This is a genomic window from Mesorhizobium sp. 113-3-9 (assembly GCF_016756515.1).
Lineage (GTDB): Bacteria > Pseudomonadota > Alphaproteobacteria > Rhizobiales > Rhizobiaceae > Mesorhizobium.
Map to the genome: position 1 here is coordinate 5,491,155 of NZ_AP023246.1, position 20,077 is coordinate 5,511,231.

Annotated in this window: 20 protein-coding genes; 12 read left to right on the forward strand and 8 right to left on the reverse strand. The window is 62.9% G+C overall.

The window, feature by feature from the left end:
* Positions 1 to 40: 40 nt before the first annotated feature.
* The 4 genes from purF (at position 41) to MesoLj_RS26985 (ending at position 3,400) form a co-directional block, all read left to right on the forward strand.
* Positions 41 to 1,510 carry an amidophosphoribosyltransferase gene (gene purF, locus MesoLj_RS26970; RefSeq protein ID WP_202323161.1) on the forward strand — a complete coding sequence of 490 codons (1,470 nt, stop codon included), beginning with the start codon at positions 41 to 43 and terminating at the stop codon, positions 1,508 to 1,510.
* Positions 1,511 to 1,534: 24 nt separating this feature from the next.
* Positions 1,535 to 2,275, forward strand: coding sequence for an SDR family NAD(P)-dependent oxidoreductase (locus MesoLj_RS26975; protein WP_202323162.1), 741 nt, complete (start codon positions 1,535 to 1,537; stop codon positions 2,273 to 2,275).
* 93 nt (positions 2,276 to 2,368) lie between these two features.
* Positions 2,369 to 3,010, forward strand: coding sequence for a hypothetical protein (locus tag MesoLj_RS26980; protein ID WP_202323163.1), 642 nt, complete (start codon positions 2,369 to 2,371; stop codon positions 3,008 to 3,010).
* Between the two features lie 171 nt (positions 3,011 to 3,181).
* Positions 3,182 to 3,400, forward strand: coding sequence for a hypothetical protein (locus MesoLj_RS26985; RefSeq protein ID WP_027045347.1), 219 nt, complete (start codon positions 3,182 to 3,184; stop codon positions 3,398 to 3,400).
* A gap of 47 nt (positions 3,401 to 3,447) precedes the next feature.
* On the opposite strand, the gene MesoLj_RS26990 is transcribed toward MesoLj_RS26985, so the two are convergent.
* Entirely contained in the window at positions 3,448 to 3,954 is a 507-nt protein-coding gene (locus MesoLj_RS26990; protein WP_202323164.1) for an OsmC family protein, read from the reverse strand.
* Between the two features lie 288 nt (positions 3,955 to 4,242).
* Here MesoLj_RS26990 and MesoLj_RS26995 point away from each other — a divergent pair, with 288 nt between their 5' ends.
* The 3 genes from MesoLj_RS26995 (at position 4,243) to MesoLj_RS27005 (ending at position 8,028) form a co-directional block, all read left to right on the forward strand.
* Positions 4,243 to 5,961, forward strand: a complete 1,719-nt coding sequence (locus MesoLj_RS26995) for a WG repeat-containing protein (protein ID WP_202323165.1) — start codon at positions 4,243 to 4,245, stop codon at positions 5,959 to 5,961.
* A 216-nt stretch (positions 5,962 to 6,177) separates the two neighbouring features.
* On the forward strand, positions 6,178 to 7,065 hold the full coding sequence (locus MesoLj_RS27000; RefSeq protein ID WP_202323166.1) for a DMT family transporter: 888 nt from the start codon (positions 6,178 to 6,180) through the stop codon (positions 7,063 to 7,065).
* Between the two features lie 54 nt (positions 7,066 to 7,119).
* The gene (locus tag MesoLj_RS27005; RefSeq protein ID WP_202323167.1) at positions 7,120 to 8,028 is read left to right on the forward strand and encodes a DMT family transporter; all 909 of its coding nucleotides are present in this window, start codon (positions 7,120 to 7,122) and stop codon (positions 8,026 to 8,028) included.
* Positions 8,029 to 8,237: 209 nt separating this feature from the next.
* On the opposite strand, the gene MesoLj_RS27010 is transcribed toward MesoLj_RS27005, so the two are convergent.
* Positions 8,238 to 9,089: a LysR substrate-binding domain-containing protein gene (locus MesoLj_RS27010; protein ID WP_202323168.1), complete on the reverse strand. Its 852-nt coding sequence runs from the start codon at positions 9,087 to 9,089 to the stop codon at positions 8,238 to 8,240.
* 111 nt (positions 9,090 to 9,200) lie between these two features.
* Here MesoLj_RS27010 and MesoLj_RS27015 point away from each other — a divergent pair, with 111 nt between their 5' ends.
* Positions 9,201 to 9,608, forward strand: coding sequence for a tautomerase family protein (locus MesoLj_RS27015; protein ID WP_202323169.1), 408 nt, complete (start codon positions 9,201 to 9,203; stop codon positions 9,606 to 9,608).
* A gap of 136 nt (positions 9,609 to 9,744) precedes the next feature.
* Positions 9,745 to 11,967 carry an AMP-binding protein gene (locus MesoLj_RS27020; protein WP_202323170.1) on the forward strand — a complete coding sequence of 741 codons (2,223 nt, stop codon included), beginning with the start codon at positions 9,745 to 9,747 and terminating at the stop codon, positions 11,965 to 11,967.
* A gap of 27 nt (positions 11,968 to 11,994) precedes the next feature.
* On the opposite strand, the gene MesoLj_RS27025 is transcribed toward MesoLj_RS27020, so the two are convergent.
* Entirely contained in the window at positions 11,995 to 12,813 is an 819-nt protein-coding gene (locus tag MesoLj_RS27025; RefSeq protein ID WP_056563308.1) for a CDP-alcohol phosphatidyltransferase family protein, read from the reverse strand.
* Positions 12,814 to 12,816: 3 nt separating this feature from the next.
* On the reverse strand, positions 12,817 to 13,515 hold the full coding sequence (locus tag MesoLj_RS27030; protein ID WP_095204974.1) for a phosphatidylserine decarboxylase: 699 nt from the start codon (positions 13,513 to 13,515) through the stop codon (positions 12,817 to 12,819).
* Positions 13,516 to 13,719: 204 nt separating this feature from the next.
* On the opposite strand from MesoLj_RS27030, the gene MesoLj_RS27035 reads away from it, so the two are divergent.
* Entirely contained in the window at positions 13,720 to 14,442 is a 723-nt protein-coding gene (locus tag MesoLj_RS27035; RefSeq protein WP_202323171.1) for a lysozyme inhibitor LprI family protein, read from the forward strand.
* Between the two features lie 96 nt (positions 14,443 to 14,538).
* On the forward strand, positions 14,539 to 15,405 hold the full coding sequence (locus MesoLj_RS27040; protein WP_202323172.1) for an SMP-30/gluconolactonase/LRE family protein: 867 nt from the start codon (positions 14,539 to 14,541) through the stop codon (positions 15,403 to 15,405).
* A gap of 84 nt (positions 15,406 to 15,489) precedes the next feature.
* Here MesoLj_RS27040 and MesoLj_RS27045 read toward each other — a convergent pair whose 3' ends face one another.
* The 4 genes from MesoLj_RS27045 to MesoLj_RS27060 all read right to left on the reverse strand — a co-directional run bounded on the left by MesoLj_RS27045 (position 15,490) and on the right by MesoLj_RS27060 (position 19,179).
* On the reverse strand, positions 15,490 to 15,837 hold the full coding sequence (locus MesoLj_RS27045; RefSeq protein ID WP_140768456.1) for an antibiotic biosynthesis monooxygenase: 348 nt from the start codon (positions 15,835 to 15,837) through the stop codon (positions 15,490 to 15,492).
* A gap of 85 nt (positions 15,838 to 15,922) precedes the next feature.
* A complete protein-coding gene (locus tag MesoLj_RS27050) occupies positions 15,923 to 17,806 on the reverse strand; it encodes an ABCB family ABC transporter ATP-binding protein/permease (protein ID WP_202323173.1) in 1,884 nt (627 codons plus the stop codon).
* A gap of 26 nt (positions 17,807 to 17,832) precedes the next feature.
* Positions 17,833 to 18,180 carry an ArsR/SmtB family transcription factor gene (locus MesoLj_RS27055; RefSeq protein ID WP_140768460.1) on the reverse strand — a complete coding sequence of 116 codons (348 nt, stop codon included), beginning with the start codon at positions 18,178 to 18,180 and terminating at the stop codon, positions 17,833 to 17,835.
* 66 nt (positions 18,181 to 18,246) lie between these two features.
* Positions 18,247 to 19,179 (reverse strand): LysR family transcriptional regulator, encoded by a 933-nt coding sequence (locus MesoLj_RS27060; RefSeq protein WP_202323174.1) that lies wholly within the window; start codon positions 19,177 to 19,179, stop codon positions 18,247 to 18,249.
* Positions 19,180 to 19,272: 93 nt separating this feature from the next.
* On the opposite strand from MesoLj_RS27060, the gene MesoLj_RS27065 reads away from it, so the two are divergent.
* The gene (locus tag MesoLj_RS27065) at positions 19,273 to 20,070 is read left to right on the forward strand and encodes an NAD(P)H-dependent oxidoreductase (RefSeq protein WP_202323175.1); all 798 of its coding nucleotides are present in this window, start codon (positions 19,273 to 19,275) and stop codon (positions 20,068 to 20,070) included.
* Positions 20,071 to 20,077 lie beyond the last annotated feature (7 nt).

Genomic DNA, 20,077 nt, shown 5'->3' on the forward strand with positions numbered 1-20,077 from the left:
CGCGAACCCGCACTATATGGCGATTTTAGCGGAGCTTAAGATGGCAGACGCAGACGACGTGCTTTCCGCCGAGGCCGACGACCATTTCCATGACGAATGCGGTGTGTTCGGCATTTTCGGCCGACAGGACGCGGCGGCCATCGTCACGCTCGGACTGCATGCGCTGCAGCATCGCGGCCAGGAAGCGGCCGGCATCGTCTCCTATGATGGCAGCCAATTCCATGTCGAACGCCATGTCGGCCTGATCGGCGACACTTTCACCAAGCAGCGCGTCATCGACAGCCTGCAAGGCAACCGCGCCATCGGCCATACGCGCTACGCCACGACCGGCGGCGCCGGCATGCGCAACATCCAGCCCTTCTTCGCCGAGCTTGCCGATGGCGGCTTTGCCGTCGCCCACAACGGCAATCTCACCAACGCCATGACGGTGCAGCGCGCGCTGCAGAAGCAGGGCGCGATCTTCTCCTCCACCTCCGACACCGAGACGCTTTTGCACCTGGTCGCGACCAGCAAGGAGCGCGACCTCAACTCGCGTTTCATCGACGCCGTTCGTCAGGTCGAAGGCGCCTTCTCGCTGGTGGCGATGACGGCCAAGAAGATGATCGGCTGCCGTGATCCGCTCGGTATCCGCCCGCTGGTGCTGGGCGATCTCGACGGCGCCTGGATCCTCGCTTCCGAAACCTGCGCGCTCGACATTATCGGCGCGCGCTTCGTGCGCGACCTGAAGCCTGGCGAGATGGTCGTCGTCACCTCCAAGGGCATTGAAAGCCTGTTCCCGTTCGAACCGCAGAAGACCCGCTTCTGCATCTTCGAATATGTCTACTTCGCCCGGCCGGATTCGTCGGTCGAGGGCCGCAACGTCTACGAAGTGCGCAAGCGCATCGGCGCCGAGCTGGCGCAGGAGAACCCGGTCGAGGCCGACATCGTCGTGCCTGTGCCGGATTCGGGCACGCCTGCGGCGATCGGCTTCAGCCAGGCGGCAGGCATTCCCTTCGAGCTCGGCATCATCCGTAACCACTATGTCGGCCGTACCTTCATCCAGCCCGGCGATTCGATCCGCCACATGGGCGTCAAGCTGAAGCACAATGCCAACCGCCGCATGATCGAGGGCAAGCGCGTGGTTCTGGTCGACGATTCGATCGTGCGCGGCACCACCAGCCAGAAGATCGTCCAGATGGTGCGCGACGCCGGCGCTAGGGAGGTGCATATGCGCATCGCATCGCCGCCGACCAGCGCCTCCTGCTTCTATGGCGTCGACACGCCGGAGAAGTCGAAGCTTCTGGCGTCGCGCATGTCGGTGGAAGAGATGGCCGAATTCATCCGCGTCGATTCGCTCGGCTTCCTCTCGATAAACGGCCTCTACCGCGCCGTCGGCGAAGCCAGCCGCAACGACGACCAGCCGCAGTTCTGCGACGCCTGCTTCACCGGCCAGTACCCGACCCGCCTGCTCGACTTCGAAGGCCACGACAATGTGCGCACGCTGTCGCTGCTGGCGAACAACGGGGCGTAGGCCAGACCTTACGGAAATTCTCGCATGACCCTCGACCTTACCGGCCGCGTTGCGGTCGTCACCGGCGCCTCGCGCGGCATCGGTTATTTCATCGCCAGGGAATTGGCCGCCGCCGGCGCACATGTGATCGCGGTTGCGCGCACTGTCGGTGGTCTCGAAGAACTCGACGACCAGATCAAGGCGGCCGGTGGCCAGGCGACGCTGGTGCCTCTCGATCTCGCCGACATGGCCGGCATCGACCGGCTGGGCGGCGCCATCCATGAGCGCTGGGGCAAGCTCGACATTCTCGTCGCCAATGCCGGCGTGCTCGGCGTCATCTCGCCGATCGGCCATGTCGAGGCCAAGACGTTCGAGAAGGTGATGACCATCAACGTCACCTCGACCTGGCGGCTGATCCGCTCGGTCGACCCGCTGCTACGGCTTTCCGATGCCGGCCGGGCCATCATCCTGTCATCCAACGCAGCGCATTCGGCGCGTGCCTTCTGGGCGCCTTACGCGGCATCGAAGGCGGCGGTCGAGACCATGATGCGCTCCTGGGCGCACGAGACGCAGAGCCTGCCGTTGCGCGTCAATGCCGCCGACCCGGGCGCCACCCGTACCGCCATGCGGGCCCAGGCCGTGCCCGGTGAGGATCCGGAGACGCTGCCGCATCCCCAGGAGATCGCCAAGCGCATCGTGCCGCTGGCCAGCCCCGATCTGGAAGAGACCGGGCTGATCTTCCAGGCCAAGCACAACCGGTTCGTCTCCTACCGGCAGCCTGAATGAACTCACGCCTTCGGTTTGAGGGATCCCAAAGGGATTAAAAGGGCCTCCGGCTACGTTCTCCTGACGTAGGACATTCGAAACCGGAGGACCGATATGCGCAGACTTCTTCTCATTGCCACCACCGCCTTTGTGGCCGCTCTCGGCGCGACAGCAGGCGTGGCCGTCTCCCAAGATGCCAAGATGAGTTTCTTCGTCACCAGTGTCGGCTCGGGCAAGGGTGCCGATCTTGGCGGCTTGAAGGGCGCCGACGCGCATTGCGCTTCACTGGCTGAAGCCGCCGGCGTCACCGGAAAGACTTGGCATGCCTATCTCTCGACCAGCGCCGAGGATGCACGCGACCGTATCGGCAAGGGGCCCTGGTTCAACGCCAAGGGCGAGAAAATCGCCGATGATGTCGCCTCCCTGCATGGCGACGCCAACGGCATCACCAAGCAGACGGCGCTGGACGAAAAGGGCGAAGTGGTCAATGGCCGCGGCGACACGCCGAACCGGCATGACATGCTGACCGGATCGAAACCCGACGGCACCAGGATCGCCGACCAGACCTGCGGCGACTGGACGATGGGCGGCGCCGAAGGGGCGGCGATGATGGGTCATCACGACCGCACCGGCCTCGACGATTCGGCGGCGGCGAAGTCGTGGAATTCCTCGCATGCCTCGCGTGGCGGCTGCAGCCAGGAGGCGTTGAAAGGCACCGGCGGCGACGGCCTGTTTTATTGTTTTGCGACCGACTGAGCGCTGCCCGCAGCAACATAACCGGTTTAGCAGCCTGCCGATTGATCACGCGGCTGTGATCTGAAGGGGAAAGGCTGCCCCGCGGTCATGCTTTCGTCATTTCCGAGGAGTTGTTAGGATCGGAACGACTCCCACAACAAGCGCCCCGCTGGGCAGAACAAGGAAATCCCCATGGCTACAACCGCAGCGTTGGTCTGGTATCTGGTAATCGCCGGCCCGCAGGGCGGCATGGTGGTTCTGCCCAGCACCTTCGACAAGCGCGAACAGTGCACCGCCGCCATCACCGAGTATCAGAAGCAGCCGACACCAACCGGCTGGTCCGTGCAGTGCGTGCCGAGCGCCTCGCCCTTCACCGACGAGGGTGATGCCGAAGAGCCGGCTGCGCAGTAAACATCAGGCATCACAAGGCCCGCGGCCGTTGCCACGGGCTTGTGATTTCAGCGCCGCGCTGAAACCCTCAGCTCCGGCTTCTGGTTGATGGTCTGGAACACCACGCAATAGCGTTCGGTCAACTTCAAGAGCGAGTCTATCCGCTCCTGCGGTTCATCCGTGTCGAGACTGAAATTGAGGCGGATGGCACGAAAACCGACCGGCGCGTCCTTGGCGACACCCAGCGTGCCGCGAAAATCAAGATCGCCCTCGGCCTCCACCGTGGCGGCGCCCAGCTTGAACTCGAGCGCTGTCGCCACCGCCTTCAGCGTCACGCCGGCACAGGCCACCAAGGCCTCAAGCAGCATGTCACCGGAACAGAGCTCGAGCCCTGAGCCGCCGGTTGCCGGATGCAGACCGGCGATGGCGATCGCCCTGCCCGTCTCCACCTTGCAGGCCACCGACTGGTCGTCGATCGAACCCTTCGCTCTCAATGTGATCAGCGCCTGCGAGGCGTCGTCGCGGTAGGCCTGCTTCAGCGGCGCCTGCATGGCCTTCAGTTCGGTGGCGTCCATTCGTTGCCTCTTTCGTCTGTTTGCTTTGCGTCGTGATCGAGACAGTTCCGGCAGATTTGCAGAATTGGATTTCCGCCACAACCCGAAGCTATGATTGTCGTGTTCAGTCGGCTTGAGGGAGCTCGGCATTGGTTGGAAAGTGGCTGATGCACGCACTGGCGATGGGGTTCGGCGCTTTGGCGGTCCTTGCCCCGACCGGCCAAGCCGCCTCATTCGTCCTCATGTCCTGTTCACCCGGCCAGTTTGCAGGAAAGCCGACAGAGCCAAATGGCTTGACGATCGCCTGTGGTGGCAGTTTCAAACGTTGACCAGTCAAAAAATCAGGTCATCCCACGGCAGTTCGAAGTCGCACTGCCTTTTTTCGACGGGCTCGCTGGCGTCAGAATCAACGGAAAGTTTGGCTTCATCGATCGTGCAGGCAAGCTCGTGGTTCCCGCTGAATTCGACGTGGTTGCGGGCTTCACAAAAGGCCGTGCCGAGGTTGTGCTTGATGGCAAGGCAGGCGTCATAGATCGCTCGGGCAACTTCATCGTCGACCCCAACTATGCGCGCGCGATGCCGTTCGGCGAAGACACGATTCTCGTTAGCGAAGGTGCATGGCGGCCGACAGGTTTCAATGGCTGCGAAAGCCTCGGGGACGCCAAACGGGCTTTGCAGTTCGACTTTGTCAAAACCCCCTCGCCGCAATATCGCCTGTGGCACGTTCGGACCCGATCCCTGAGTTCGGAAATCTACAGATTTCGATATTTCGACGATCCGGACCACCTGTTGCTTTGGGCCAGCACCGAAGACAGCAATCCGGGCAAGTTCGGGCTCTTACGATCGGATGGAACCTGGCAAATCACCCCCCGATACGAGGACGTGTCCCCGCTCATCGATGGGTTCGCCACCGTGTGCAATCTAAATCCGACGCCGGCCGATCGGTCGAAGTGGAAGGTATGCGGCGCGGTGAACTCCAAAGGCGATCTCGTCGTGCCGATCAAGTTCGGTGGCACCCTCTATTGGCGAAATGGCCTCAAGCTGGTTCAAGATGGTGACAAAAAGGGAATCGTCGACACAAGTGGCCGACTCCTTGGCGGCCGTTATTTCGACGACGCCAGATTGGCCGAGAAAGGCGATGTCAGCATAGTCCGCATCGACGATGAATGGGTTGGGCTCGACCGGCGCGGCCAGATTGTCGCGAACCCGGAAGACGGAGAAATCCTTTCCCAATGCCCCTCCGGCATCAAGGTGGAAAAACGGTCAGGCAAGTTTCGCGTCGTCGATGCGAATGGCAAACCCACCGAATCCCACCTGTTTGAGCAGGCTTTTCTCAAGCTGGACTGCGACTGGCCAACCCCGGTCACCCTCAACGGCAAGTGGGGATTTATCGACACAGGCGGCCATTTGCTGATGTCGGAGCCAAGCTTTGACAACGTCTACAATTTTCAGGACGGATATGCCGCTGTCGAGGAAGGTGGCAAGTGGGGCGTGATCGATGCCAAGGGCAGATATTCGGCAGTTCCGCAGTTTGGCAATCTCCGACCCGATGATGACGGCGTTTTCGTGACAAACGTCGATGGTCAGAAGTCATGGGTCAATGCCCAGGGACGGCAAGTACCTGAACCGAGTCGCAAGAGGGATCGATTAGCAGTACTCGCCTGCGGCGAGGATGGCGGTCACCTCTTCAGCACTGACACCGCCGGCGAAACATTGTGGGGACTTGCCGCAGCCGACGGGACAGTGTTCGTTGCGCCAAAGTATCGAGCGCTACGGTGCTACGCGAACGGCCTTGCCTGGGTCACTGACGACGTGCGCCGGATGTGGTGCCAGATCGACGCCCAAGGCGTCATTCGAGATCCGGCTGAATGCAACCCAAATTTCAACGGCAGAATCATCTTTGACGCCAGTCTTGAGAAATTTGCCGATGATCAATACGAGAGCAGCGTGCTTTGGGAGCGCGCCCTTCTCGACTACGGCCGTGGGGTTCGCAAGTCACCGCCCAAGATTGTCGGCTCAAGGTTCTAAGCGACTTGTCAACCGCTGCTGCAAGGCCATGGCAGATACAGATGCGTCAGGCCTGCTCGCACTCATAAGGAATGTCGCAGTGGCCCCTGCCCCAACGCAAGCCTAGGGCTGGCGTAGCGCTGTGTCGGCTTTCACCCCTATAGCTGGGAGCCGAGGCCTGATTTCGCAGAGTCCCCAAGCTATTCCTGTCGCTTCCCGCACCTTTGGTCCGCGCCTATGGCCGATATCGCCATTCTTGAAACACGTGAAAGGGTTCTCGCCGGAATCCTGCTGACCGGTGCCGCCTATCTCTTGTTTTCGACGCAGGACGCCTCGATCAAGCTGCTGGTGACCGGCATGACGGTCTGGCAGATCATGTTCTTCCGCAGCATCACCATTCTGAGCGCCTGCGCCGCGATCGGCGGGCGGCAGCTGTTCGCCGACACGCTGCGCTCGCCGATCGTGCGGCCAATGCTGGTGCGCAGCGCCTTCACGCTCGCCGCCTGGCTTTGTTACTACAACGCCGCCCGCAGCCTGCAGCTTGCCGAACTGACCACCGTCTATTACGCGGCGCCAATCATCGTCACCGTGCTTTCGGTGTTCCTGCTCGGCGAAAAAGTGCCTGTTCTGCGCTGGCTGGCGGTCTTGATTGGTTTTGTCGGTGTCTTCGTCGCTTGCGATCCCACCCATCTCGGCCTGTCGGTGCCGGTGCTGCTGGTGCTGGCGGCCGCACTTTTGTGGGCCATCGCCATCGTTCTCCTGCGCAAAACCGCGCTTGCCGAGCGCTCGATGATCCAGCTCCTCCTCAACAATTTCTATTTCCTGGTGTTTTCGGCGGTACCGGCGCTGTTGTGGTGGCATACGCCTGATCTGAACGAGTTGCTGCTTCTCGCCAGTGTCGGCGCGCTCGGCGGCCTGGCGCAATATCTCCTCTTCGAAGGCATGAAGCGCACGCCGGCATCGATCCTCGCGCCTCTCGAATACAGCTCGCTGCTGTGGGCGTTCGCGCTCGGCTTTGCGATCTGGGGCGACGTGCCGCGCCGCGAAGTGTTTCTCGGCGCGGCGCTGATCGTCGCAGCCGGGTTGCTGATCATCGGCGGCGAACATTTCCGCAAGCGGCTGTGATGTTCATCATTGGTGACAGTACGATGTCAGGACCGGACGGCGTAGGCTATCGGCATGACTGACGTGACAGCCACTGCTGATACTGTCGCCGAGCGCACATTGGGTATTATCCTGGTGTCGTGTTCGGCGGCTGTCTTTGCCCTGACGGGCGTGTTGACAAAATCGATCCATGCCGACCCGCTGACCATTATCTGCTGGCGCGGTTTTGTCGGCTCGATCCTGATCACGCTCTATGTGTTGTGGCGACGACGCCGATCCGGCGGGCGCGAGAGCCTGCGGCTTGGCTGGCGCGGCTGGCTGCTGGCGGTGGAAGGGGCGCTGGCGAGCATTGCCTTCATTTCGGCGTTCAAATTCACATACGTCGCCAATGTCGCGGTCATCTATGCCACCGCACCTTTCGTGACCGCGGTTCTGGCCTGGGTTCTGACGCGTGAACCTTTCCGCATGCAGACGATGGTCGCCGCCGCCGTCTCGCTTTGCGGTGTGGCGATCATGGTTTGGTCCGGTTTCGGCACCGGCCACCTCTTCGGCGATGGGCTGGCTCTGCTGATGACCATAGGCAGCGGTCTTTACATGATCATGGTGCGTGCGTTCCGCGATACGCCGGTGGTCTGGGCCGGGGCGGTGTCGGCGTTTCTGCTGTTCGTCCTCGGCTGGTTTGTCACCGACCCGCTGACGGTTTCATCCAGGGATGTCGCGCTCCTCGTCACTTTCGGTGCGTCCTTCGCGCTGTCGTCGATCCTTTGGACGGAGGGCGCGCGGCTTATCCCTGCGGCCGAATCCGGGCTGCTCGGCTCGGCCGAGGTGCCGTTCGCGATCCTGTTTGCCTTCCTGTTTCTTGGTGAGATCGCGCCAGAAGCCAGTATGATCGGCGGCGCCATCGTGCTCTGCGCGGTCTTCGCCCATGCCGGCCGGGACTGGCTCTCGGCCCGCTCCCAACGCATGGCGTCAAATATTTCTTAAAAAAGTGACACAGTCACGGAACCATCATCGGACTCAGACATTATTGATGCGACGGGCTAACCCCCCAAGTCCCCCCAAACCCCTCGGCCCGTCCTACTCCAAGCCGACCGTAAGGTCGGCTTTTTCTTTGCTGAACAGGCTCCGCCGTAAGGTCGGCTTTTTTCATAGTTTGTCGACGAGATCCGAGCCCTCTTGAATCAACCAAGCAATCAGGCCAGAGTCAGGTTACCGCTGAGCAGTGTCGCCAGATCGCCCGCGGGAGTATCGGCCCCAGCGCGCAACCGGATCGCGAATTCCGCCATCGGAACCTGCGGAAGGCCAAGCTCGCGCGGCGCCTCGACGATGCCGGAATGAGCAAAGCGCGCGGTGCGCAGCGTCAATGCGACGCCGGCGTTCACGGCCGTGCGCAACCCAGCCAGGCTGGCACTTCCGGCGGCGATTCGATAATTGCGGCCGGCGGCATCGAGCGCCGCGAGTGCGGCCTCGCGAAAACCGCAATGGGGATCGAGCAGCGCCAGCGGCAGTTCTTCCTGCCGCGAGGCCAGCCCTTTGTGTGAGCACAGCCATATCATCGGTTCGCGCAGTACGCCGACCTCATCCGGCGCCGCCGTCTGGCGCATGACGATCGCAAGATCCAGGCTGCCGGCCTGCAGGGCCTGCGCCAGTTCGGCGGAGCGGCCAACGCGCAATTCGATCCTGACGCGCGGATGGCTGGTGGCGAAGGCGCGCAAAAGGTCCGGCAGTCCGCTGTCGGCGAAATCCTGTGTCGTGCCGATGGCGACACGCCCGGCGGCCCGCGCCCCCTTCAACGCCAGCCACGCCTCGCGATGAACGGCAAGAATGCGCCTGGCATGACCAACGAGATCCTCACCGGCCGGCGTCAGCCCACGGCCCCGCCCCTGCGGCGCCAGAAGCGGCTCGCCGACAATCTCCTCAAGCCGCTGCATCTGGGCTGTCACCGCCGAGGGCGAGCGGCCGACACTGGACGCCGCCTGCGCCAGCGAGCCGCTGTCGACGAAAGCGAGGAAGGTTTTGAGCAGGTCTGGGTCCAGCGTTTCCATAATTCGATATTATCGAATCTTCATTTGAAAACAATTCGATTTTTTTGATTCAAGGATGGTGACATGGTCCCTCCAACGGCGATCAGACGCCGCTCAACCAGGAGAAGAAAAATGCCCATCATCAACATCAGCCTCACCGGCAAGCCAGACGTCGCTTTGTCGGCCAGGATTGCCGGGGAAATAACCGAGATCACCGCCAGGCAGTTGCGCAAGGATCCGACCATCACAGCCGTCGCCGTATCCTATATCGATCCGCAGCATTGGTTCGCCGGCGGCAAGTCGCTGGCCGAGCATGGCTCCAACACATTCTGGCTGGATATCAAGGTGGTCGACGGCACCAACACCAAGCTCGAGCTGGAAGCCTATCTCAAGGCTCTTTTCGATGCCTTCGACCGTCTGCTGGGCGGTGTGCACGAGGAAAGCTATGCCTTCGTGCATGAAGTACCTGCCGCCGCCTATGGCTATGGCGGCAAGACCCAGGAGTTCCGCTTCATCAGCGGGCGGTTGAAGGCGACATGACGGCCTTGTCCTTCCCCCTCTGGAGGGAGAGGACAGCCCCTCTTCCACATTGACCTCACGCCCACTTCCGCTACCTTCTGCCCCGAAGCGGCCGCGGAAGAGCCGCGATGACAAAACTTGTTGGGAGAGACGCGGCATGATCCTGACACTGGCGCTGCTTGCGGGTCTTGTTGCAGCCTGGCTGCTGATCGGCGTGGTGGAAAAATTCCGCCTCGGCCTGCGCTTCACCCAGGCGCTGCTCTATGTGCCGTTCAAGCTCGCCTACCGGATCAGCGACAACCGCATCAGGATCGCGCACAAGGCGCAGGTACCGGTCATCTACGTGATCTCGCACCAGTCGCGCTTCGAGCCGGCGCTGATGCTGTCGCTGCTGCCCGACGACACGCTTCACATACTCGACGAGGTCTCGGCACGCTCGCCCTGGCTCGAACCCTGGCGCGAACTTGGCCGCACCATTGCCTTCAATGCGGAACACCTCTTCGTCAGCCGCCGCCTAGTGCGCGTGCTGAAGGGCAAGGGCCGGCTCGCCGTCTATCTGCCGGATGCGGTCGAGCCAGACGTCAAGACGTTTCGCCTGTTTCGCGCCGTCACCCGCATCGCCATGCAGGCCGACGCCCGCATCGTCCCGATCTTCGTCGCCGGCGCGCGCAGCCTGCCTGTGTCGCTGACGCCTGCGGACAAGGCGCCGCGGCACTGGTTTCCGCAGCTGTCGATCAGCGTCCTGGATCCGATGACCATCGCCGAACTTGTGGCGCGCAACCCGGACCAGGCCTCGAACACCAATGCGCTGTTCGACCGCGTCGCCGAGGCCCGGCTTTTTGGTACCGACCTCGATCGCGGCCTGTTCCTGGCCATGCGCGATGCGGCAGCCAGAGTCGGCGCATCGCATCCGATCATCGAGGATGTCATTTCGGGCGCGCTGAGCTATCGCAAGATGTTCATCGGCGCGCGCGTGCTGGGCAGGCGCCTCGAGGCGGTGACGGCGCCGGGCGAGGCAGTGGGGATAATGCTGCCCAACGCCAATGGCGTCGTGCTGTCCTTGGTCGGCCTTCTCTCGGGCGGACGAGTCGCGGCGATGATAAACTACACGGCCGGGCCGGCGAGCGTCACGGCGGCCGTGCGCACGGCCGTCATCCGCACCGTCATTTCGTCGCGCGCCTTCGTCGACAAGGCCGATCTCGCCGATATCGTCGCCGCGGCCGAGAATGGCGGCGCCAGGCTGTTGTGGCTGGAAGATCTGAGGGAAAGCGTCACCGCGCTGGACAAGCTTTCCGCCGCTCTGCTCTGGCGCCTGCCGCTGCAGCGGCAGGATGCGGCCAAGCCGGGGGTGATCCTGTTCACCTCGGGTTCGGAAGGCACGCCGAAAGCGGTCGTTCTGTCGCAAAAGAACCTGCTCGCCAACGCCATGCAGGCCGAAGCGCGCATCACCATTTCGCCGGCCGATATCCTGCTCAACGTGCTGCCGGTGTTCCACTCCTTCGGCCTGACGGGCGGCACCATATTGCCACTGGTGACCGGGGTGAAACTGTTCCTCTACCCTTCGCCTCTCCACTACAAGATCATTCCCGAGATCGCCCGCAAGGTGAAACCGACCATCATGTTCGGCACCGACACCTTCCTCGCCAACTATGCGCGCACAGCCAAGGCCGGCGACTTCTCCAGCCTGCGCTTCATCGTCGCCGGCGCCGAGGCGGTGAAGCCGGAAACGCGTCGCGTCTACCGCGAGCGTTTCCAGGCCGAAATCATCGAGGGCTTCGGATTGACCGAGGCCGCACCCGTGGTTGCCGTCAACACCGCGATCCATGGCCGTGACGGTACGGTCGGGCGGCTCTTACCGGCCATGCGCATGAGGCTGGAGCCGGTCGAGGGCATAGCGGACGCCGGTCAGTTGTGGCTCGACGGACCCAATCTCATGATGGGCTACATGACCGCGGACCGTCCCGGCGAACTGCAGACCCTGACCGGCTGGCACGACACCGGCGATATCGTCGCCGTCGACCGCGAAGGCTTCATCAGCATTCGCGGTCGCGCCAAGCGCTTCGCCAAGATCGCCGGCGAGATGGTGTCGCTGGGCGCGGTCGAGATGCTGGTGCAGTCACTGTGGCCCGAGGAGCGCCACGCTGCGGTTGCGGTGCCGGACAAGAGGCGCGGCGAGCGCATCGTGCTGGTCACCACGGCCGACGATGCCAATCCCGAAGAACTGCGCCAGTTTGGCAAAAAGGCCGGGGCAGCCGAACTGATGGTGCCGAACGACATCGTCAAGGTGGAGGAAATTCCGGTGCTCGGTTCCGGCAAGACCGACTATGTCTCGACCAGGAAGCTGGCGATCGACAGGCTGGGGCTCGGCGTCGCGGCCTGAGTCAGATCAAGGACTTCTGCGAACCTTTTAACCTATGTCCGAAGGCGGTACCTTCTCGCCCTCGAGCTTGGCGCGCTTGGAGTAGGCGCGTACGGAGAACGGCAGAAAGATCAGATAGCCCGCGACCGACGCCGTCAGCGTGTACCAGGGATAGGTCATCAGCAAGAGGACGTAGAGCACGACAGCCAGGATGACCGGCAGTACCCTGTCGCCCGGGATCTTGATGCTCTTGCCGGAATAGACCGGCAGTCGGCTGACTAGCAGGAAGGCGACCAGGATGGTGAAGCCGGTGGCGACGAAGGCGGCCGGCCGGCTGGGCTCCACCCCGAGCCGCAGGAAATAGAGATAGAGCGGCAGCATCACCAGCACCGCGCCCGCCGGCGCCGGCACACCGACGAAATATTCGGACTGCCACAAGGGGCGTTCGGCCTTGTCATCATCGAGCACGTTGAAGCGGGCGAGCCTCAGCCCGCAGGCGATGGCGAACAGGAGTGCCGCGATCCAGCCCGGCGAGCCGGCGCGGTCGAGCAGGAAGGCATAGAGCACCAGAGCAGGTGCCACGCCGAAATTGACGATGTCGGCCAGCGAATCCATCTGCGCGCCGAATTTGGAGGTCGCCTTGAGCATACGCGCCAGGCGGCCATCGATGCCGTCGAGAAAGGCGGCCAGCAGCACCATCACCACCGCCGGTTCGAAGCGGCCTTCAAAGCCGAAGCGGATGCCGGACAGTCCGGCGCAGATGGCAAGCACGGTGACGAGGTTGGGCAGCACCATGCGCATCGGGATCTCGCGGATGCGCGGACCGCCGCTGGCATGTGCCTCGAACTTTTTGAACGGCGCGCCCAAGGCTCAGGAAATCCGCACAAGGGGAGTGCCGGCGACACCACCGAATTCGGCAAGCACGGTTTCACCGCCGACCGCCGTCTGGCCAACGGCAACACGAGGGGTCGCGGTCAGGGGTAGGAAGACGTCGACGCGCGAGCCGAAGCGGATCAGGCCGAACCGCTCGCCTGTGCCGATCGAGCCGCCGGCCTCGGCCCAGCAGACGATGCGGCGCGCCACCAGGCCGGCGATCTGGACGGCAGCCACCGTGCCGTTGGGGCTCTCGATGACCAGGCCGTTGCGCTCGTTCTCGGTGCTTGCCTTGTCGAGCTCGGCGTTGAGGAATTTTCCGGGCCGATGCTCGATCTTGGCGATACGGCCGCGCACCGGCGAACGGTTCACATGGCAGGAAAAGACGTTCATGAACACCGAGATGCGGGTCATTTCGACATTGCCGAGGCCGAGTTCGCGCGGCGGCAGGGCCGGACCAACCGCCGAGATGATGCCATCGGCCGGGCTCACCACCAGACGGTCGTCCACCGGGGTGACACGCTCGGGATCGCGGAAGAAATAAACGCACCAGGCGGTCAGGATCAGGCCGATCCAGAACAGGATCGAAGAGAAATAGCCAAGGAAAAGCGTAGCCGCGCCAAAGGCGGCGATGAAGGGATAGCCCTCGCGATGGATCGGTACGAACGCGTTCTTGACCGTGTCGACAAGGCTCATGGGATGGGGGCGGTCCCTGTTTCAGGTTCGGCCTCAATAGCCGAAACACCCCCTGCCCGCAACGCGACAATCCGCGGCGCGGGTGAACGGGCAAAACCCACTGGGCGCCGGAAAGCCAGACGTTCCGCATTTCGTGAAGTCGCCGCCGGCTTGCGCACCCATGCCATTGCCGTCAAGACTCCGACCGGGGCGGGAGCAGATCTCATGAAAAGCTGGATATTCACGATCCGCGTTGTTTTTCCCACACTGACGCTGGCCATCTTGCCGGCATTGCCGAGCCATGCGCTGGCACAGAGCAAGCCATCCTTCGACTGCGCCAAGGCGGCCAACGTGGCGGAAAAGGCGATCTGCGCCGACCCGGTTCTCGCCCAGGCCGACGCCGACGTGGCGAAGAACTATGCTGCATTGCTCAGGACACTCGACCCTCGTGCCGGCAAGGCCTTGCGGGATGACCAGAGCGATTTCATCGCATACCGCGACCAGATCGCCGGCTTCAACGAGAACACGCCCAAGGACCAGCAGAGTTTCGACCTCGGCGAATTTCTTCGCGACCGCGCGACCTTACTGGCCGGCATCCGCAAACCTGCGGACACCGGCTTCACCGGCACGTGGAGCAGTGTCCGAGGCACAGTCGAGATCAAGGCGGCGGGCGCTGGCAAGCTCGAAGTGTCGGAAGATGTCGCCAATCCTGTCTCCGGTGGCGGAGAGTGCGATGTCGGCGGCATGGTCAAGGCCGGCAAGAGCTTGCAGCTGGTCGACACCGACGACAATGACAAGCCGACCGGCTTTGTGTTCACCTTCCGCCGCAGTGGCGATGCGCTTGTGGTCGAGCAAAACGGCTCCGGCAAGGACGGCGCTTCGGAGCCGCCCTCATGCGGCGCAAACGGCCATGTCGATGGGACATTCTTCCTGAGTGAAAAGCAGTAACCCCCTGTCGGCAAACCGCCCTCTCGCCCGTCCTTGGTGAGAAGCGCCTCATCGCAACCGCGAGGTCGGTGACGCGTGCAACGGAGGCTCCCGATCATGCAGGTATCATCCGGCATCAAAGCTCGTCTCGTCACTGAGGGCCTTGCCTTCGGGGAATCGCCGCGCTGGCATGACGGGCGGCTGTGGGTCTGCAACTGGGGCACCGGTGAGATCATCGCAGTCGATGCCGACGGCAACCGCGAGATCATGCTCACGGTACCCGCCGTCCTGCCCTACTCCATCGACTGGTTGCCGGATGGACGCCTGCTCATTGTCTCAGGCCGGGAAGGCTTGCTGTTGCGGCAGGAAGCCGATGGCAGGCTCGTCACTCATGCCGATCTGCGCAGCCTGTCGAAAAGCCCTTGGAACGAGATCGTCGTCGATGGGCGCGGCAATGCCTATGTCAATGGCGGTGGGCCGGCGCCGGCGCCCGGTGAGCATTTCGGTCCGGGCACCATCGTGCTGATCACGCCGGACGGTGCGGTCCGGCAAGTGGCTGACAACATCGCCTTTGCCAATGGCATGGCCGTGACCCCGGACAACAAGACGCTGATCCTTGCCGAATCCCACGGCAACCGGCTGGCCGCTTTCGACATCGCCGCCGACGGCATCCTGTCCAATCGGCGCGTCTGGGCCGATCTCGGCGGCTATCCGGACGGCATCTGCGTCGATGCCGAAGGTGCGGTCTGGTACGCGGATGTTCCCAACAAGCACTGCGTGCGGGTGCGCGAGGGCGGCGAGGTGCTGCAGACCGTCACCGCCGATCGCGGCTGCTTTGCCTGCATGCTGGGCGGTGCGGACCGAAGGACATTGTTCATCGCCGCCGCGCAATGGCGCGGCTTCGAGCACATGATCAGCGATATCAGAACCGGCCAGGTGCTCAACATTGAAGCGCCGGCACCTGGCGTCGGCTGGCCTGGCTAAAGCGCTTCGCGTCGACGCGCTTTAACCCTCTTTGTTTGCGTATGTCGTTGTCCCAAAACCGTTACACGCTTTTGGGGACATGCGTTACGCCTCTGGAATCCGCTGATAGTTGGCGATGTCGGCGCGCACCCCAAGCCTGGCGATCGTTTCCTGCGGATTGAACGCGACGCGCTCGTGCGCGGCCTTGACGATCGGCACGACCTTGTCGACGGCCGCCTGGCTTTCCCATTCGACGATCGTCACCAGGTTGAATTCGCCCGGCCCCGAAAATTGCTCGAGCAGAAAATCCTGCACGAAGCCCTGCTGCCGGCGCAACAATTCGTGCGTTGTCCTGACCTTGACGAGGATCTCCTCGCGGGCCGCGGCCGGGACGACGAACTTGTCCACCCTGAACACGCTGCCGCCGTTAACGTTCTGCTTTAGGTCGTTCATTTCGATTGTTCCGTTCCTGGATCATGGTGTTTGCGGGCTCCAGAGCGGCGTACAATCTCAACTTAAGTTGAGGTCAAGCACAAAATCAATTCACCTCCGACGTGCGCCGGCGAACGATGACTCCAAGCTCGTCGCCCTCGCGGGCGAGGCGCAGCCGCTCCTCGGCCTCGGTCGCTTCGCGCTGACGGTCCCACATAGAGGCGTAGAGGCCATGTTTGCGCATCAGTTCGACATGGGTGCCGCGCTCGGCGATCTGTCCGTCCTTCAGCACGATGATCTCGTCGGCGGAAATCACCGTCGACAGACGGTGGGCAATGACAATGGTGGTGCGGCCCTTGCTGACGAGATCGAGCGCGGCCTGGATCTCCTGCTCGGTGTGGCTGTCCAGTGCCGATGTTGCTTCGTCGAGCATCAGGATCGGCGGCGCCTTCAGGATGGTGCGGGCAATCGCGACGCGCTGTTTCTCGCCGCCCGAAAGCTTCAACCCGCGCTCGCCGACCATCGACTTGTAGCCTTCGGGCAGCTTCTCGATGAACGGTCCGATCTGGGCGAGTTCGGCTGCCTTGTGCACCTCCTCCTCGCTCGCGCCGACGCGGCCGTAGCGGATGTTGTAGGCGATGGTGTCATTGAACAGCACCGTGTCCTGCGGCACCATGCCGAGCACCGCGCGCAAGCTGTCCTGGGTGACGTCCCTGACGTCCTGGCCGTCGATCAGCACCTGGCCGCCCTGCACGTCGTAGAAGCGGAACAGCAGGCGCGAGATGGTCGACTTTCCGGCGCCCGACGGCCCGACAATGGCGACCGTCTTGCCGGCCGGCACCTCGAAGGAGACGCCTTTGAGGATCTTACGGTTGGGATCGTAGGAAAAATGCACGTCGCGGAATTCGACCTTGCCGGCGCCGACGGCGAGCGGCTTGGCGTCTGGCTTGTCGACGATCTCCTGCGGCACGTCGAGCAGATCGAACATGTGCTCGATATCGGTCAGGCCTTGCCGGATTTCGCGGTAGATGAAGCCGATGAAGTTGAGCGGTACGGAAAGCTGCACCAGCATGGCGTTGATGAAGACGAAATCGCCGACTGTCTGCGTGTGGGCCTGCACCTCCAGTGCCGACATGCACATGACGACGACCGTGCCGAGGCCGAAGATGACGCCCTGGCCGAAATTCAGCCAGCCGAGCGAGGTCCAGGTCTTGGTGGCGGCGACCTCGTAGCGGGCCATCGAGCGGTCGAAGCGCTCCGCTTCCATGCGCTCGTTGGTGAAGTATTTGACCGTCTCGAAATTGAGCAGCGAGTCGATCGCCTTGGTGTTGGCGTCGGTGTCACTGTCGTTCATGTCGCGGCGGATCGAGATGCGCCAGTCGCTCGCCTTGACCGTGAACCAGACGTAGAGCCAGACGGTGATTGCCACCACGGCCACGTATTTCCAGCCATAGGTGAAACCGAATATGCCGGCGGTCAGCGCGAATTCAAGGATGGTCGGCGCGGTGTTGAGCATGATGAAGCGCACGATCGTTTCGATGCCCTTGGTGCCGCGTTCGATGATGCGCGACAGGCCGCCGGTGCGGCGCTCCAGGTGGAAGCGCAGCGACAGCTGGTGCATGTGGACGAAGGTGCGGAATGCAAGCTGTCGCACCGCGTGCTGGCCGACCCGTGCAAACAGCGCATCGCGCAACTGGTTGAAGCCGAGTTGGACGAGCCTCAGGACATTGTAGGCAATGACCAGCATCACCGGGGCAAGCAGGAAGGACGGCAATGGCGGCGGCGTTCTGGCCGCACCAGCCAGCGCATCGGTCGCCCATTTGAAGAAATAGGGACCGGCGACCAGTGTTACCTTGGCAACGACCAGCAGCAGCGTCGCCCAGGTGACGCGCGCCCTGAGATCGGCGCGTTCGGCCGGCCACATATAGGGCCAGAGATTGCGCAATGTCGTCAGGGTGGATGTTTCGGCGGAGACGGTTTTTTCGGCCACTTTTTCTTGCCTTTTGGGTGGGAGGGTCAGCGGCCGGAGCAGCAGGAATTGACGAGTGCGCTCAGCGATGCCGATGTTTCGGCGAGGGCCGCGCGATCGACGGCATAGCGGGAGCGCTGGCGGTCGGGCTCGAAGCGGACAAGGCCGGCCTCGACCAGAATCTTCAGATGCTGCGAGACCGTCGACTGCGCCAGATCGAAACGATCGACGACCTCGCGGCAGCAGCACGAATTGCTGGCCGAGAGGTGCTTCAGTATCTCGATACGCGCCGGATGCGACAGCGCCGCGAATCGCGCCGCGACAGCGCGACTGTCGCAGATGCGGCTGGGTAGCGCGCTGCCGGCGCTGTCTGGTGCAAGGGTGGATTCTGTCATCGTTCATCGGCGATAGACGATGGACGTCACCGCCGCAAGCTGCTCTTGCGGGCAGATCGTATCGCGCTAATGCCCCGAGATGGATTTCTCGATCCCTGGAATGGCGGCAATCTGTTCAGCCAGAAACTCGACCAGCAAGCGGACCCTTGCGACGCCCGCGCGCTCCGGGACAATCAACATGTTCAGCGGGACGGACGGCAGCGAATAATCCGTCAGGATCGTCTCGAGAAGGCCCGCCGCCAGAAGATCGTCCACAAGCCATCGATGCGCCGGCGCGATCCCTCGACCAGCGACCATGGCCTGCCGCGCGGCAAGCCCATGATCGATCCGCAGCCGCCCCGCGAAAGGCACGGTGTGGCGTTCGCCGCCTGCGCCCTGCAGGGCAAGCGTTTCGCTGCCCGCCACGTTCGACATCCGGATACCCTCATGCCGAGACAGATCCGAAGGAACGGCCGGTCTTCCCCGCGCCGCCAGATAGTCCGGCGATGCCACGAGCAGACGCCGCGACCGGCCGAGGGCCCGCAGCTTCAAAGAACTGTCCGTGAGCGGGCCAAGCCGAAGCGCGATATCGACACCTTCGCGGACGAGATCCACCCGCTCGTCGGTAAGGCTGAGGTCAATGCCGATGTCGGGATGACGGTCCTGAAAGGCGAAGATCAGCCGGCTGACATGCAAGACGCCGAAGGCGGCAGTACAGCTTATCCGGATCGTGCCGGCGGGCGCGCCACGCGTGCCTCGGGCCTCATCGCTGGCCTGTTCGATAAGACGCAGAATCTGAACGCTATTGGCATAATAGCGGCTGCCTTCGGCGGTCATGGTGACTCGCCGGGTCGTTCTGCTGAGCAAAGGCACGCCGACTGCTTCCTCGAGCTCCCGCACATGCCGCGTGATCGTTGACTGCCCGACACCAAATTCCCGCGCGACCGCCGACAGGCTGCCCCGCTCGGCCACGCGGATGAAGGTGCGCATGCGCTCGAATGTGATGTCCGGCTTATCCATTATTCGGCACAATATTATGCATTACCGGCATATAGTGGATTGAACAGCCACTGGCTACCTTCCCGTCAGTTTCCTCAATGTTGGATCTGACCCATGAAAGTCCTGCTTGTCTTCGCTCACCCTGAATCACGCTCGCTGAGCGGCGCGCTTCGCGACGTCGCCGTCAAGGAACTCGAGGCTCAAGGGCATGAGGTGCGCGTATCGGACCTGTACGCCGATGGCTGGAAGTCCGAAGTCGATCGCGCCGACTTCCCATCACTGGAACCCGATGCGCGGCTCATCCCGGTCGCGGCTTCCAAGAAGGGTTTCGAGGCCAACACGCTGACCGCAGATGTAAAGGCCGAGATCGAGAAGCTCCTGTGGGCCGACACCTTGATCCTGCAGTTCCCGCTTTGGTGGTTCGCCATGCCGGCGATCCTCAAGGGCTGGGTCGACCGTGTCTTCGCCTACGGATTCGCCTATGGCGTTGGTGAGCATAGCGATCGGCGCTGGGGCGATCGCTATGGCGAGGGTACCCTTGTCGGAAAACGCGCGATGTTGATCGTGACCGCCGGAGGCTGGGAGGAGCACTATACGCCGCGCGGGATCAATGGACCCATTGATGACCTGCTGTTCCCGATCAATCACGGGATCCTTTACTACCCCGGATACGACGTACTTCCGCCGTTCGTGGTCTACAAGGTCGATCGTCTCGAAGAGGCCGGCTTCGAACCCCTGGCCGAACGCCTGCGTGACAGGATGCGGACACTGGCGGCGACACCGCCCATCCCATATCGTCGGCAAAATGGCGGAGATTATCTCATCCCGAGCATGAATCTCCGCCCTGAGTTGGGCGATCCGGGTGCAACCGGTTTTGCGCTTCACGCCAACCGCGTGGGCGATGCCAGTTGATGCGGGC

Coding starts and splice junctions, on each gene's coding strand:
- MesoLj_RS27015 (WP_202323169.1), top strand. CDS start 9,201: ATGCCCATCATCAACATCAGCCTCACCGGCAAGCCAGACGTCGCTTTG.
- MesoLj_RS27010 (WP_202323168.1), bottom strand. CDS start 9,089: ATGGAAACGCTGGACCCAGACCTGCTCAAAACCTTCCTCGCTTTCGTC.
- MesoLj_RS27000 (WP_202323166.1), top strand. CDS start 6,178: ATGGCCGATATCGCCATTCTTGAAACACGTGAAAGGGTTCTCGCCGGA.
- MesoLj_RS27055 (WP_140768460.1), bottom strand. CDS start 18,180: ATGACAGAATCCACCCTTGCACCAGACAGCGCCGGCAGCGCGCTACCC.
- MesoLj_RS27035 (WP_202323171.1), top strand. CDS start 13,720: ATGAAAAGCTGGATATTCACGATCCGCGTTGTTTTTCCCACACTGACG.
- MesoLj_RS26980 (WP_202323163.1), top strand. CDS start 2,369: ATGCGCAGACTTCTTCTCATTGCCACCACCGCCTTTGTGGCCGCTCTC.
- MesoLj_RS26990 (WP_202323164.1), bottom strand. CDS start 3,954: ATGGACGCCACCGAACTGAAGGCCATGCAGGCGCCGCTGAAGCAGGCC.
- MesoLj_RS27065 (WP_202323175.1), top strand. CDS start 19,273: ATGAAAGTCCTGCTTGTCTTCGCTCACCCTGAATCACGCTCGCTGAGC.
- MesoLj_RS26985 (WP_027045347.1), top strand. CDS start 3,182: ATGGCTACAACCGCAGCGTTGGTCTGGTATCTGGTAATCGCCGGCCCG.
- MesoLj_RS27030 (WP_095204974.1), bottom strand. CDS start 13,515: ATGAGCCTTGTCGACACGGTCAAGAACGCGTTCGTACCGATCCATCGC.
- MesoLj_RS27005 (WP_202323167.1), top strand. CDS start 7,120: ATGACTGACGTGACAGCCACTGCTGATACTGTCGCCGAGCGCACATTG.
- MesoLj_RS27060 (WP_202323174.1), bottom strand. CDS start 19,179: ATGGATAAGCCGGACATCACATTCGAGCGCATGCGCACCTTCATCCGC.
- MesoLj_RS27040 (WP_202323172.1), top strand. CDS start 14,539: ATGCAGGTATCATCCGGCATCAAAGCTCGTCTCGTCACTGAGGGCCTT.
- MesoLj_RS26975 (WP_202323162.1), top strand. CDS start 1,535: ATGACCCTCGACCTTACCGGCCGCGTTGCGGTCGTCACCGGCGCCTCG.
- MesoLj_RS27020 (WP_202323170.1), top strand. CDS start 9,745: ATGATCCTGACACTGGCGCTGCTTGCGGGTCTTGTTGCAGCCTGGCTG.
- purF (WP_202323161.1), top strand. CDS start 41: ATGGCAGACGCAGACGACGTGCTTTCCGCCGAGGCCGACGACCATTTC.
- MesoLj_RS27045 (WP_140768456.1), bottom strand. CDS start 15,837: ATGAACGACCTAAAGCAGAACGTTAACGGCGGCAGCGTGTTCAGGGTG.